The sequence below is a fragment of the Vibrio sp. J502 genome (genome assembly GCF_025397955.1).
GTDB classification, from domain to species: Bacteria; Pseudomonadota; Gammaproteobacteria; order Enterobacterales; family Vibrionaceae; genus Vibrio; species Vibrio anguillarum.
Genome location: NZ_CP104555.1, coordinates 774,774 through 789,152, shown reverse-complemented (window position 1 = coordinate 789,152; position 14,379 = coordinate 774,774). Strand labels below are relative to the sequence as shown.

At 42.8% G+C, this 14,379-nt stretch carries 14 protein-coding genes and 1 pseudogene; 12 read left to right on the top strand and 3 right to left on the bottom strand.

All coding sequences use genetic code 11. The features are described 5' to 3' along the window. Nucleotides 1-101: 101 nt before the first annotated feature. The 3 genes from N5E84_RS19300 to N5E84_RS19285 all read left to right on the top strand — a co-directional run bounded on the left by N5E84_RS19300 (nt 102) and on the right by N5E84_RS19285 (nt 2,291). A complete protein-coding gene (locus N5E84_RS19300) occupies nt 102-617 on the top strand; it encodes a lipocalin family protein (RefSeq protein WP_029388222.1) in 516 nt (171 codons plus the stop codon). Between the two features lie 140 nt (nt 618-757). Further along, nucleotides 758-1,231: a GNAT family N-acetyltransferase gene (locus N5E84_RS19295; RefSeq protein WP_019282174.1), complete on the top strand. Its 474-nt coding sequence runs from the start codon at nt 758-760 to the stop codon at nt 1,229-1,231. A gap of 595 nt (nt 1,232-1,826) precedes the next feature. Next, a complete protein-coding gene (locus N5E84_RS19285; RefSeq protein ID WP_017046620.1) occupies nt 1,827-2,291 on the top strand; it encodes a GNAT family N-acetyltransferase in 465 nt (154 codons plus the stop codon). A 167-nt stretch (nt 2,292-2,458) separates the two neighbouring features. Here N5E84_RS19285 and N5E84_RS19280 read toward each other — a convergent pair whose 3' ends face one another. After that, nucleotides 2,459-2,758, bottom strand: a complete 300-nt coding sequence (locus N5E84_RS19280) for a type II toxin-antitoxin system RelE/ParE family toxin (RefSeq protein ID WP_017049509.1) — start codon at nt 2,756-2,758, stop codon at nt 2,459-2,461. Nucleotides 2,759-2,765: 7 nt separating this feature from the next. Further along, a complete protein-coding gene (locus N5E84_RS19275) occupies nt 2,766-3,008 on the bottom strand; it encodes a type II toxin-antitoxin system Phd/YefM family antitoxin (RefSeq protein WP_017045808.1) in 243 nt (80 codons plus the stop codon). Between the two features lie 242 nt (nt 3,009-3,250). On the opposite strand from N5E84_RS19275, the gene N5E84_RS19270 reads away from it, so the two are divergent. The 9 genes and pseudogenes from N5E84_RS19270 to N5E84_RS19230 all read left to right on the top strand — a co-directional run bounded on the left by N5E84_RS19270 (nt 3,251) and on the right by N5E84_RS19230 (nt 13,460). After that, nucleotides 3,251-4,401 (top strand): IS3 family transposase gene (locus N5E84_RS19270; RefSeq protein ID WP_095661212.1). Its coding sequence is split into 2 segments (ribosomal slippage): nt 3,251-3,494 and nt 3,494-4,401, totalling 1,152 coding nucleotides; the frame shifts between segments, so codons are not numbered across the junction. 29 nt (nt 4,402-4,430) lie between these two features. Then, nucleotides 4,431-4,511, top strand: a pseudogene (locus N5E84_RS19265) (anaerobic ribonucleoside-triphosphate reductase-activating protein); the annotation flags it as partial. A gap of 62 nt (nt 4,512-4,573) precedes the next feature. Further along, nucleotides 4,574-5,755 (top strand): amino acid aminotransferase, encoded by a 1,182-nt coding sequence (locus N5E84_RS19260; protein ID WP_019282469.1) that lies wholly within the window; start codon nt 4,574-4,576, stop codon nt 5,753-5,755. A gap of 28 nt (nt 5,756-5,783) precedes the next feature. Further along, a complete protein-coding gene (locus tag N5E84_RS19255) occupies nt 5,784-6,404 on the top strand; it encodes an ATP-dependent zinc protease (RefSeq protein WP_019282470.1) in 621 nt (206 codons plus the stop codon). 315 nt (nt 6,405-6,719) lie between these two features. Further along, the gene (locus N5E84_RS19250; protein ID WP_038148427.1) at nt 6,720-7,667 is read left to right on the top strand and encodes an exopolyphosphatase; all 948 of its coding nucleotides are present in this window, start codon (nt 6,720-6,722) and stop codon (nt 7,665-7,667) included. 251 nt (nt 7,668-7,918) lie between these two features. Next, a complete protein-coding gene (locus N5E84_RS19245; RefSeq protein WP_043004524.1) occupies nt 7,919-9,736 on the top strand; it encodes an extracellular solute-binding protein in 1,818 nt (605 codons plus the stop codon). A gap of 9 nt (nt 9,737-9,745) precedes the next feature. Next, entirely contained in the window at nt 9,746-10,831 is a 1,086-nt protein-coding gene (locus tag N5E84_RS19240) for a microcin C ABC transporter permease YejB (protein WP_069212003.1), read from the top strand. Beyond that, on the top strand, nt 10,828-11,871 hold the full coding sequence (locus N5E84_RS19235) for an ABC transporter permease (protein ID WP_017046433.1): 1,044 nt from the start codon (nt 10,828-10,830) through the stop codon (nt 11,869-11,871). Before N5E84_RS19240 ends, N5E84_RS19235 begins: the two co-directional genes overlap by 4 nt. After that, nucleotides 11,868-13,460, top strand: coding sequence for an ABC transporter ATP-binding protein (locus N5E84_RS19230; protein ID WP_019282473.1), 1,593 nt, complete (start codon nt 11,868-11,870; stop codon nt 13,458-13,460). Before N5E84_RS19235 ends, N5E84_RS19230 begins: the two co-directional genes overlap by 4 nt. Before the next feature lie 117 nt (nt 13,461-13,577). On the opposite strand, the gene N5E84_RS19225 is transcribed toward N5E84_RS19230, so the two are convergent. After that, the gene (locus N5E84_RS19225) at nt 13,578-14,369 is read right to left on the bottom strand and encodes an EAL domain-containing protein (RefSeq protein ID WP_013867855.1); all 792 of its coding nucleotides are present in this window, start codon (nt 14,367-14,369) and stop codon (nt 13,578-13,580) included. Nucleotides 14,370-14,379 lie beyond the last annotated feature (10 nt).

The window sequence follows — 14,379 nt, the reverse complement described above, 5'->3', positions numbered from 1 at the left end:
GGTTTTAGTGCAAAATTGCAGTTCAGAGTTTACAGTGTGTTTTTTGAGTTCGGCGGTGCGTTGTCAACCCCTTAGCCGGGCGTTAGGTATTTGGAGGCATCATGAGATCAATCTTGTTGATTATTTGTACTGTTTTATTAAACGGCTGCTTGGGTATGCCCGAATCAGTAAAGCCTGTGTCGGATTTTGAACTGAACAATTATTTAGGTAAATGGTACGAGGTTGCTCGACTTGATCACTCTTTTGAAAGAGGTTTAAGTCAGGTTACTGCGGAATACAGTGTTCGAAATGATGGCGGTGTTTCGGTTCTTAATCGTGGTTATTCCGAAGAGAAAGGTGAGTGGAAAGAGGCTGAAGGCAAAGCTTACTTTGTAAATAGTCCAACAGACGGTTATCTGAAGGTTTCATTTTTTGGTCCGTTTTATGGCTCTTACGTGGTGTTTGAGTTAGAGCGTGAAAACTACAGTTATGCCTTCGTATCAGGGCCGAATACAGAATATCTGTGGTTACTTTCAAGAACGCCTAGAGTCGCACCAGACATTCTGGAGAAGTTCGTTCAAATGTCGAAAGAGCGTGGCTTTGATACAAATCGGCTCATTTACGTTCGGCAGCAATAAATATCTAACAAACGGCTCAAGAGGGATTGCCAACGCGTGGCGGCTTTAGTACAAAATTGAAGTTCAGTGTTTACGGTGTGTTTTTTGAGTTCGGCAGTGCGTTGTCAACCCCTTAGCCGGGCGTTAGGCATAAGGAAATTATGGAACTCATTCAGCTAAATGAGAGTGAGCTAAAAATGTTGCGTGATGGTCAATCTGAGCTCAAGTATATGATTGACGGAATTCCACCAAATCATGTTTTAGAACGCTCTCTTAATCATTATCGTGATTCAATTTGTGAAGCATACTTTATAAAGTCAAATGACCAGCTAATTGGTAGTTGTGGATTCAAGAACCCACCGTTCAACTGTCGAGTCGAAATCGGTTACAACGTAGCTTTTGGGGCTCAAGGCAAAGGTATTGCAACATTTGCAGTTAACAAACTTTGCCAAATTGCGTTTGAATCTGGTTTAGTCAAAGTTGTCTTTGCATTAATCTCTTCTAAAAATTCGGCGTCACTAAATGTTGTTCGCAAAAATGGATTTATTTATAAAAATATTGCTGTGGATAGTGATGGCGAATCATTAGAGTGCTGGGAATTAAGCAATAATATCAATGCGTTGGAAAATTCCTAACAAACGCTTCAAGAGGGACTTCCAACGCGTGGCATTTTTATTATGCGTTGGTTTTTGTGTTTACGGTGTTATGCGGAAACTTGGTAGTAGCGTTGTCAGCCCCTTAAGCGGGCGTTAGGCAAAGTGAGTTGTTATCAGCTAAATAGAGTTGGGATTGAGCAGTAAATTCCATGTTTTGTGGCTTAACTTAAGCCATAAATAATGATCACATATTTGTTGTTTCTTGATCGCGTTAGGTTGTTTAGCGTTGTGAATTCAGCGGTGAAATAACCTTCAGCATCCAAACGTCCGCCGAGCATGCTACGCTCGTCACTTTTCTTCCAAATCGCTCAATTTGAATTTTTTGTTTCTTTGCTGATTTAGGTTTTGGTTTATAAATGAATCGCTTAGTTGGTTTTCAGTTTTCAAACAAGCCTTGTTCTTTGGTTGTGAAAGTGTCGGTGTCAATCGGTTGGCCTAACAAACGGCTCAAGAGGGATTGCCAACGCGTGGCGGCTTTAGTTCAAAATTGAAGTTCACTGTTTACAGTATGTTTTTTGAGTTCGGTGGTGCGTTGTCAACCCCTTAGCCGGGCGTTATGAAGCAGGAGGCAATCATGACTAAACCACATGAAAATATCGTACTGGAACCAGTAGCTGAATCAGAGTTTTGCAATGTATTTTCGGCGACAAAGCAAGCTCTTAAACTTCATGTTGAACCCGTTTATGGGTGGGATGATGAATACCAGTATCATCGCTTAACTACTGAATATCAGCATAGCTGGTATTATTGGGTAACTTATCGAAATCAAAGAGTCGGTCTTATTTGCTTCAAACCGTACGATCAAGCATTTCATATCCACTTGTTGATCATCTTTCCAGATCATCAGAAGAAAAAATTGGGTTTTAAGGTTATCAATCACATCCATCAACTAGCGGCTGAAGCAAATAGAAATCTCATTACATTATCTAGTTTTAAAAGCAACAAATCAGCCATAGGCTTTTATAGTAGTTTAGGTTATCAAATCACAGATAGTGGTGATGAAAACTTCGTTAGTATGGCGTGTGAAATTGCTTCATAACAAACGGCTCAAGAGGGATTGTCAACGCGTGGCGGCTTTAGTGCAAAATTGAAATTCAGTGTTTACGGTGTGTTTTTTAAGTTCGGCGGTGCGTTGTCAACCCCTTAGCCGGGCGTTAGTTTACCAATCAAAATTGCACCCTAACTCAATACGCTAGGGTGTGATAATTATCGCAGATGGTTTTGTGGCAATTGCGATTGCCCAAGGACTGCAACGACCAAAATAAAACTGTCTTCCTTGGTAAAGTAAGCCGTATGCTTGCCTATAGGGAAGTAAAAACCATTTTGATATAAATCGTTGCAGCTTCTGCCTACAGCGGGGTTGTCAGCGAGCATCTGAAACCCAGTAAGAAGAGTGTCTTTGTATGCGTTCCACTGCATCTCGGAAAAGTTTGTAACGGTATAATTTTTGATTTTATGTAAATGAGCCTGTGCTAATTTACTTAGTTTATATTTACTCTTGTGCATACTTTACTTACAACGCGTTTAGGAAGTTTTCACCGTCAACTATATTGCCTTGGGCTAAGTCTGCTTTTGCGGACTCAAAACAATGTTTTATGTAATCGGCTTTCATGACTTCAAGTTCTTCATAGTCTCTAATCGACATCACAACAACGGCATCTTTATTGTTTTTACTAATTTTAACTGGCTCACGTTGAGCGTTTAGAAGCAGTTCACCGAAATTACGTTTGGCATCATTTGCTGTTAATGTGTACATGGTTAAGCTCCAAGTCTGTAAGTGCAGTAATATTATAGGGTATCGAGCCAAATGTGCAATTTAATTAAATCGTGCGATTGGTGTAAAAAGTAAACTAACAAAGCATTTAAGATGGATTCGCAACGCTTGGCGGTTTTAGTGTAAATTCAGTTTTTCCGTTTTAAGTGGTTTGTCGCGGCATGATCCGCACCACCAGTTTTGGACACCTAATTAAGTGAGTACAATCACTAATGAGGTGAACCATGACAAACAAGAAAAAACGTATTCTCCATTCTGCTGAATTTAAAGCAGAAGCACTGAAGCTAGCAGAAAAGCTGGGAGTAGCTACGGCAGCGCAGCATCTCTCGTTACACGAATCCCAGATCTACGGTTGGCGTAAAGCAGCCAAGAAAGATACTAGCACCAGTCAGCGGGAAAAAGATCTAGCCGCTGAAGTCGCAAAGCTCAAAAGGCAATTGGCCGAGCAAGCTGAAGAGCTAGATATCGTAAAAAAGGCCGCCACCTACTTCGCGAAAAATCTAAAGTAGATAGCTACGAATTTATGCTCGAACACCTGCTGTGCTTCAGTGCTGTCCGCATGGCTAAGGTGTTCGGGGTTTCACGAAGTGGGTTTTATTACTGGATTAAGCATCGCCACAAGGCCACTCAGCGCGAGGTAACTCGCCAAGAGCTTGATACGAAGGTCAAAAAGGCTTTTGACAACAGCAAAGGCCGTGATGGTTCAAGGCGTATCCAGAAAGAGCTGGCAGAGAACGGTGATAGCCGTAATGTTAAAACCATTGCCGCTAGTATGAAGCGTCAGGATTTAACGCCGAAAGCGGCACGTAAGTTTAGGTGCACTACGGATAGCAAACATAAAATGCCAGTTGCTCCGAACCTGCTAGCTCAGGATTTTAACGCGGAGGCTCCGAATCAAAAGTGGGCGGGAGACATCACCTATGTTGCGACAAGTGAAGGCTGGCTGTATTTGGCGGTAATTATTGACCTTTATTCAAGGCAAGTAGTCGGCTGGTCTATGGATACCAGAATGACCGCAACACTGGTCTGCGATGCATTATCAATGGCCTTGTTCCGTCGTGGGTTCCCTGAGCAGGTGATCGTTCATAGTGACCGAGGTAGTCAGTACTGCTCAAAAGATTATCGAGACATCATAACCGCTTATAATCTAAAGCAAAGTATGAGTAGGAAAGGAAACTGCTGGGATAATGCTTGTGTTGAGAGCTTCTTCCATTCAATGAAGGTTGAAGCGATCCAATATGAGCCGATCATGACGCGAGACGAGATGCGTCAAACGCTCTTTGAATACATCGAGGTTGATTATAATCGGACAAGAAGGCACAGTGCTCTTGGGTATCTAAGTCCAGTTAACTTTGAAAATAAAAATGTCGCTTAATGAAGTGTCCAGTCTGGCTGGAGCAGATCAAATTTGAACAGGATAAAGCCGATCCAAGCTTAGAATGGCGAGGCAGTGCCAATCAAATAATCCATCAATTTAAACTGTAAAAATTATGTATCTAGTGCTAACTTGAAGGTCATTACTTGAATTTCAAAGGGTTGTGACCTTCATGTTTTCACATTTACCAACACCAACACTCGATCCAATACTTTCATTATCGGTTGCATACCGCAACGATCCTCGCAGCGAAAAAGTTGACCTAGGCATTGGCGTTTATCGTAATAGCCAAGGAGAGACGCCGATTATGCGCGCCATTGCTAAAGCGCAAGAGCACGTGATTGCCACACAAACCACTAAATCGTATGTTGGACTTGCTGGGTGTGAAGAGTTTAACCAAAGCATGGTGAACTTATTATTGTCTGGCACTTCAGTGCTTGATCGTGTGGCTGCGATTCAAACGCCCGGAGCAAGCGGTGCGCTGCGTATGCTCGGTGACTTAATGCACGTAGCACAACCAGAAACGACGGTGTGGATTACTGACCCAAGTTACGTCAATCATAAACCTGTGATGGAAGCTGCGGGTTTAAAAGTGAAATATTATTCTTACTTCTGTCGCGAGACTAAGCAAGTCGATACTGCACGGATGCTTGATGATTTATCGCAAGCAGGGCCAAAAGATGTGGTGCTTATCCATGGTTGCTGCCATAACCCAACTGGCGCGGATATTGATTTCGCCGCATGGCAAGCGATCACCAGTCTTGCGCAGAGAAATGGCTTCATCCCTTTTGTTGATGTTGCCTACCAAGGGTTTGGTGAAGGTCTTGAAGAGGATGTGAAAGGGCTGCGTTTTATGGCAAACAACGTCGAAGAGATGTTGATCACCACCTCTTGTTCAAAGAACTTTGGTCTCTACCGAGAACGAACTGGTGCCGCGATTGTTGTCGGTAAAAACGCACAAGATGTAGCGAATGCAAAAGGTAAATTACTAACGTTAGCCCGTTCGACCTATACTATGCCGCCCGATCATGGTGCTGCACTGGTGAAAACTATTTTACAAAATCAAGCATTAACCGCGATTTGGAAGCAAGAGTTAAGTGAAATGCAACAGCGTTTGTTAAACCTGCGTCAAACCTTGTGTAATCATTTGAGAAATCAGCACAATACTTCACAATTCGATTTTATCGAAAGTCACAAAGGGATGTTTACTGTGCTAGGCTTTACTCCAGAACAGATGGCTCAGCTACGTGATCAATATGGAATCTATGGGGTAGGTGATGGCCGAATTAACATTGCAGGCTTATCAGAACAACATATTCCGTATGTTGCTCAAGCCATAGTGAATGTCTCTTAAATATTTATCAGTTTGATTAGGTGGGTCAATGAAACAACACTTGAAACTTATTGCTCTTTTAATGTTGAGTACTGGTTTGATGGCATGTAGTACGCTAAACCAAACCTCAACACAACCAGAGCAAAAGCCAAAAGTTGAAGAGCTAAAACAACAAAATACTGAGGCACAAAAACCGGTTGAAAAACCCTCAAAAGAGCCAGTGGTGGTGAAGGCCAAAAAAACCTCTGATGGTAAGCTTATTTTGGGCGAAAAAGAGTGGGTTTATGTGCCGAGTTTGAACGAAAGCTTCAAAGCGCGTATCGATACCGGGGCGGCCACCTCTTCAATTAGTGCCGTGGATGTTGTTGCTTTTGAACGCGATGGAAATGATTGGGTCAAGTTCAGGATTGAACACGATGACATCAAAAGTGATGAGATAAGTTTACCTGTTGAACGCTGGGTTAGAATTCGGCAATCCAGTGCAGAGGGTACACAAAGACGTGCGGTCGTTGTCGCTTGGATTGAAATTGGTGATCTCAAAGAAAGAACCGAGTTTACGCTTGCCGATCGTACACATCTGACTTACCCACTGTTACTTGGTCGTAGTTTCTTTAAAGATGTAGCGCTTGTTGATGTGAGCCGAAAGTACGTGCAGGATAAACGTAAATAGAGATACCTCATTTCTTAGCTCAACCTAACAGCCAGCACTTGTTGCTGGCTTTTTCTTACCTCTAATTCCCTAGTTGTAACAGCAGTCTTCATTCCTCATTACTTTATTCGATATTTGCTCAATAAAATGATGCGCTGTGTTGAATAATGTTTAAAAACCATTGTGTTAAGTTTGTTAAAAAAACGATGGCGTCTAAAATGAAAACATACCACCTGCATTGGTAAACCTAGAAGGTGTTAACTCAGGATCTGATATACAAAACACTGCTTAAACCCACGCCGAGCAGTGATATGACTGCTAATAAGGAAATTGTCTATGTCTGAGCATCAACAAGCTGAAAGTAAATTTAGATTAGTGACACGCAGCGATTTTGATGGGCTGGTTTGTGCCGTGTTGCTCAAAAAACTCAACCTAATTGACGAGATCGTGTTTGTTCACCCAAAGGATATGCAAGATGGGAAGGTGACGACAACTGAGCGTGACATTGTCACTAACCTGCCTTACGTCGCTAATGCTCACTTAATTTTTGATCATCACCTATCGGAAACTATTCGCAATCAAGGTGAAAGGCCGAATCATATTATTGATCCAAACGCGCCATCTGCCGCGCATGTAGTATGGCAATATTATGGCGGACTAGATACGTTTCCCTCTCAGTGGCAAGAGATGCTGATTGCTGTCGACAAAGGTGACTCCGCGCAGTTTACTCGGGATGAAGTGCTTGATTCTGCGGGATGGAATTTACTGAATTTCCTGATGGATGCAAGAACAGGTTTAGGGCGCTTCCATGAATTTCGTATCTCCAATTATCAGTTAATGATGGATCTCATCGACTACTGTGCGAACCACTCCATTGCTGAGATTCTTGCTCTGCCGGACGTTCAAGAGCGCGTTACTTTGTACCGTGAGCATGAAATTCTATCTAAACAGCAGATTCAACGTTGTGCCAAAGTCTATAAAAACCTTGTCATTCTTGATTTGACGGGCGAAGAAATTATTTACGCGGGGAATCGGTTTATCATTTATGCCTTATTTCCCCAGTGTAATATCTCGATTCACAAAATGTGGGGCTTTCAGAAGCAAAATATCGTGTTTGCTACGGGGAAATCTATTTTTGATCGTGGCTCTAAAACCAATGTGGGCGGATTAATGCTCAAATATGGTGGTGGAGGCCATCAAGCGGCTGGAACGTGCCAAATTGCTCTTGAAATGGCCGAGCAGGTAGAAAAAGAGCTGATCAGCCAAATTACCACAGATGGTTAAAGCCGATGAAGCCCTGCATGGCGGGGCTTTTTATCTCATCGCGGCGTTTTCTATACGTTTCGTTCCTAAAACCACAAAGTTACCAGTTCTTATTGCGACGCACCACTTACCAGCAATGACAAGTTGTTTCGTTATAATTGCAGCTTGGGGTTTCGTAAATCTTATTTTTCTCTATACTTACCCAAGTGACTGAATTATTAATAGTTTACACCGATGGAATGTCGCGAAGTTATCAATGGAAGGATTCTAGTATGAGAAAAATTAAGCCTACGCTTTTAGGTGTGGCTGTGCTGCTGATGAGTGCTTTGGCGACTGCGGATGTTGTAGAAACCACAAAATTATCCGGCGTTGGGCAAGCCAAATATCCCGCCAATTTTTCTCATTTCGATTATGTTAATCCAAGCGCGCCTAAGTACGGAAAAGTAACTTATGGCGAGGTGGGTACTTACGACAATTTTAACCGCTTTGCTTCCCGAGGCGCTCCGGCGGCAGGCAGTGGTGAGCTTTATGATTCACTGATGTTTGCCCCCAGCGACGAAATTGATACCTATTATCCATTGATTGCTTCTAAAGTTCGTTATTCTGATGACTATTCGTGGCTAGAACTAGATATCAACCCGAACGCACGTTTTCAAGACGGTAAACCGATCACCGCGCAAGATGTTGAGTTTACGTTCAACAAGTTCATGACAGAAGGAGTGCCTCAATATCGACTGTTTTACAAAGTGGTTAAATCGGTAACGGCGATCCATCCTTTAACGGTTCGTATTGAGATGTCAGAACCTAATAGAGAAAAGCTTTTTAGTTTGGCTCAATCAACTCAAGTGTTGCCTAAGCACTATTGGCAGGATAAAAACTTAGCAGAACCATTAAATGAACCGCCAGTCGGCAGCGGTCCTTACAAAGTCGTACGTTATCAAACTGGGCAGAGTGTCACTTATGAGTTGCAGAAAGATTATTGGGCTGCCAACTTACCAGTCAGCATTGGGCGACATAATTTCAAGCAGATCCAATACGACTATTACCGCGACGATACCGTAATGCTTGAGGCATTTAAAGCTGGGGAATGTGATATTCGCCAAGAGAGTTCGGCGAAGTTTTGGGCCAGCTCATACACTGGATTGAACTTCGATAAAGGATTCATCAAGAAAGAAGCGATCGCGCATAATAGTCCAGCTTCAACCCAAGGTTTTGTATTTAATATTCAACGAGAAGTGTTTAGTGATCCGAAAGTGCGCGAGGCTTTGACCTATGCGATGGATTTTGAATGGATGAACAAAAATATGTTCTACGATCAATACTCACGAACGCGTAGCTATTTTCAAAACACAGAGTATGAAGCGAAAGGTCTTCCCTCTACTGATGAACTCACTATTCTTACACCACTAAAAGATAAGATCCCAGAACGTGTTTTTACCCAAGAATACCAACCACCAGTGACGGATGGGTCTGGTCGTATTCGTCAACAACTACGAGTCGCTTTTCAATTGCTCAAAGAGGCGGGGTGGGAGCTGAAAGATAAAGTGATGACCCATAAGGAAACGGGTAAAGCGTTTGAGTTTGAGTTATTGATCTACAGTCCGACCACGGAACGTATTGCCATTCCTTTGCAAAAAAATCTAAAACAGCTTGGTATCGAGATGAAGATTCGCTCAGTGGATACCACACAATATCTTAAGCGTTTGCGCGATAGATATTTTGACATGCTTTCGTCGGCCTATGCGGCGAATCCTTACCCAAGTCCTAACTTGTTGATTATCTGGAATTCAAACTACATCGATTCCACGTACAATCGCGCCGGAGTGGCAGACCCAGTTGTCGACTTCCTCACTGAACAAATTGCCGCCAATCAAGAGCATCCAGAAAAATTATTGCCTTTAGGCCGAGCATTAGATCGCGTTCTACAATGGAATTTTTATCTGATCCCACAGTGGTATCTGAGCCAATATCGTATCGCAACTTGGGACAAATTCGAGCGCCCTAGTGTGATGCCAAAATATGATATTGGTCTTGATACTTGGTGGGTTTCGGAGCAGAAAGCGCAATTGCTACCAGAAAAACGCCGTTAAGAGGATGCAATGACTGCTTATATTTTCCGCCGATTGCTGCTCGTTGTGCCCACGCTGTGGGCGATTATTACCATTAATTTTTTTATCATCCAAATTGCCCCCGGAGGCCCAGTTGAGCAAGCGATTGCACAAATGGAAGGGCATGGTGACGGAATTATGGAGCGATTTACTGGAGGCGGCCAAGAGGTGGATATGTCGCTGTCGGCTAACACTGGAGGATATAAAGGTTCTCGAGGTTTAGACCCCGAGGTAGTCGAAGCGATAAAAAAACAGTTTGGTTTCGATAAGCCACTTCATGTCCGTTATTTTGAAATGCTAAAAAATTACGCAACCTTTAATTTTGGTGACAGCTTATTCAAAGGGGGCAATGTGATTGATTTGATCACTGAGCGTTTGCCCGTTTCGATCTCTTTAGGGCTGTGGAGTACGCTGATCATCTACCTTATCTCCATTCCTCTCGGTATTTTAAAAGCCATTCACCACGGTTCAAGGTTTGATGTATGGTCAAGCGCGGTGGTCATTATAGGTTACGCCATTCCTGGCTTCTTATTTGCGATCATTTTGATCATTATTTTTGCCAGCGGAAATTATTTCAATTGGTTCCCACTGCGTGGTTTAGTATCAAATAATTTTGCTGATCTGACTTGGTATCAACAAATTGGCGACTATTTTTGGCATTTGGCTTTGCCCATCTTTGCAATGGTGATCGGCGGGTTTGCCACTTTGAGTATGCTAACGAAAAACTCATTTCTTGATGAGATCAACAAACAGTATGTGGTGACGGCTCGAGCAAAAGGACTGGATGAAGGACGTATTCTTTATCAGCACGTTTTTCGTAATGCGATGCTGATTATTATTGCCGGTTTTCCGAGTGCTTTTATCAGCATATTTTTCACCGGTTCGATGCTGATTGAAGTGATGTTTTCACTGGAAGGTATAGGGCTACTTGGTTTTGAATCGACCATTCAACGGGATTATCCTGTAGTGTTTAGTTCTTTATACATCATGACGTTACTTGGATTAGTCCTCAGCATCATTTCCGATTTGACCTATATTTGGGTTGATCCTCGAATCGACTTTGAGGCTCGTTCATGATGGTAAAAAAAAGGCTGTCCAACCCATTAAACGTATTGCGCTGGCACGGTTTTAAGTCCAATCGGCGCGGTTTTTATTCACTATGGTTGTTTACGCTTTTATTTGTGGTGAGCCTATTTGCTGAGCTGATTGCAAATGATAAACCCCTTTTGGTTGAGTACGATCAGCAGTGGTTTTTCCCCACCTTTCAACAATATGCAGAAACTCGTTTTGGTGGTGAGTTTGAAACCGAAGCGGATTATACCGATCCTTACGTCATCGATCTGATTGAACAAAAAGGTTTTATTGTTTGGCCATTGATCCCATTTAGTTACGACACCATCAACTTTAATATCAATAATGCAGTGCCGTCAGCGCCAGATTCAGTGAACTGGCTTGGTACTGATGATAAAGGGCGCGATGTGCTGGCTCGTATTATTTACGGGTTTCGTATTTCGGTTTTGTTTGGCTTTGTATTAACACTCGTCTCGTCAGTGATAGGCGTTATCGTTGGTGCCACTCAAGGTTATTATGGCGGCTGGCTTGATTTACTTGGGCAACGTTTTATTGAAGTTTGGTCAGGGATGCCAACGCTTTTTCTGCTGATCATTTTATCGAGTTTCGTCGAACCGAATTTTTGGTGGTTGCTTGGTATTATGGTGCTTTTTAGTTGGATGAGTTTAGTGGGCGTGGTGAGAGCGGAGTTTTTACGCTGTCGTAATTTTGATTATGTGCGGGCTGCGCAAGCGATGGGGGTGAGTGATCGCCGCATTATGCTTCGCCACATGCTACCTAACGCGATGGTGGCTTCTTTAACTATGATGCCCTTTATTCTTTCAGGCTCAGTTACGACTTTAACATCCTTAGATTTTCTCGGTTTTGGCTTGCCAGTCGGCTCGCCCTCTTTGGGCGAATTATTGGCGCAAGGGAAAGCCAATTTACAAGCTCCATGGTTAGGTATTTCAGCATTTGTGGTGCTCTCGTTAATGCTGACATTATTGGTCTTTATCGGCGAAGCTGTACGCGATGCTTTTGACCCGCATTCGACAGGGAGAAGATGATGAGTAAAACCGTACTCTCTATCCAAAATCTTTCGGTCGGGTTTGGTCAAAAAGACAATATTGAACCTGTGATTAAAGCGGTGTCACTTTCTCTCTCCGCAGGGGAAACTTTAGCGCTGGTGGGGGAAAGTGGTTCTGGTAAATCAGTGACGGCGAATGCCATTTTGAAGTTGTTACCGAAAAGTGCTGCCCACTATTTGCAAGGGGAGATCTTTTTTGATGGTATCAACATGTTGAACTGTAGCGAGAGGCAATTAAGAGGTATACGAGGCGGGCGGATTGGTATGATTTTCCAAGAGCCAATGGTCTCACTCAACCCTCTGCACAAAGTTGGTAAACAGTTGATCGAAGTTGTTGAGATTCATCGAGGACTAAGAGGCAGCAAAGCACGTCAGTTGGCCATTGCATGGTTAGAAAAAGTTGGTATTCGATCGCCAGAAATTAAGATCAATGCTTATCCACATGAACTTTCTGGGGGAGAACGCCAGCGAGTCATGATTGCGATGGCTTTGATCAATGAGCCTGAATTACTGATTGCTGATGAGCCAACCACTGCGCTTGATGTTTCTGTGCAGGCGCAAATATTAGATCTACTTAAAAACCTGCAACAAGAACTGGGTATGGCCATGTTGTTCATTACTCATGATCTCAGTATTGTTAAGCGTATCGCTGATCGCGTTGCAGTGATGCAAAATGGGCAAGTGATCGAGGTGAATGATGCCAAAACGCTGTTCTCATCACCCTCTCACTCTTATACCAAAAAATTGATTGAATCCGATCCTCGAGGTTTGCCCGTTGACGTAAACCCTGACAACCCAATTCTAGTGCAGCTTCAGCATCTCAAAGTCTGGTTTCCCATCACTGGCGGCTTATTCAAGCGCACGATCTCGCATATTAAAGCTGTCACCGACATGCAGTTTAAGCTTAAAAGAGGACATTCATTAGGAATTGTTGGCGAGAGCGGTTCGGGTAAATCGACCACTGGTATGGCGATACTAAAATTAGTCCATTCGGAAGGCTCGATTTGTTACGACAATAATGAGCTGCAAGGGTTAGATAGGAAAGCTATGTTACCTTATCGCAGCAAGATGCAAGTCGTTTTTCAAGATCCATTTTCAGCACTGAATCCGAGAATGTCGGTGGCGCAGATTATTGGTGAAGGGTTAGAGGTTCATAGCCGTTATGATCGACAAACTGTTGAACGAATGATTTGTGATGTGATGCGAGAAGTTGAACTCGACCCAGCCACTCGCTACCGTTATCCCAATGAGTTTTCAGGTGGGCAACGACAACGTATCGCGATTGCTCGGGCATTGGTGCTTAAACCTGAGTTCATTTTACTTGATGAACCAACTTCTTCTTTAGATCGTACGATTCAAGCGCAAGTGTTGGATTTGCTTAAATCGCTGCAACAAAAATATGGATTAACGTACTTGTTCATTAGCCATGATTTACATGTGGTGAAATCATTATGCCACTACACTATGATGATGAAACAGGGTGAAGTCGTTGAGCAAGGGGAAACGCAACAGCTGTTTCTCAATCCTCAGCACCCTTATACCCAAGAGCTTATTTCCTTTTCTTATTAAACATCACGCTATGTCATACAGTTAAATAACGTGATGTTGTCGCTAGGAAAACAGTGAGTGAATATTGAAAGTAGCGGTAAAGTTGGGGCGCTATCGCGAATGTAAAGAATATCGTTATTAAATGGCCATCTTAATGGCTGGTACTATCGCTTCCGGCATGGCTAAAAAATAGCCTTGAAACATATCAATATCGAGTTTTTGCATTGCTTCGAGTTGTGCTTGGGTTTCGATGCCTTCTACAACGGTATTGGAACCATTCTGTTTCGCAAGGGTAATGCCATCCATAAGTGGGTCACAATCACCTTGCATATATTTGAGTAATAAGCTTCGATCAAATTTGATGATATCAGGCGTCACCAAATTAACCCGTTGTGGTGTTGAGGCTTGAGTACCAAAATCATCAATGGCAATTTTAAAACCATTTGCAGCCAGACTTTGCGTTGCGCATTGCAGCTTGCTTTCATTTTCTGAATCGATTTCAATCAATTCCATGACTAGTTGATTATGTTCTATATGCAGTTCTTTGAGGCGATCGCATAGCAATGCTTTGTTGATGTCGCTGATGGCAAACAATTCACCCGCGACAGGCAGTAAATTTAGAAATAATTGGCATTGACGATATTCGGAAAGGGCATAGTTTCGGATGTGGATAACTCGGCTGAGTCTTTCTACGTTAAGTTTGTCGATAGGATTAATAGTGTCGGAATGGAAAAAACAATCGGGGCGAATGGTCGTGCTGCCATTGGCGGTTATTCTCACTAGGGCTTCAACGCCCACAATACGGTTATCCCGCGAGAATATCGGCTGGAAAACGCTTCGCAGCACAAGATGCTGGTAATGAGCAATAAACTGGCCATCGGAATCCAGAGACATGCATTTTGAAAACTGAGTTTTGTTAGTTAAAAGCATACAATTTTCG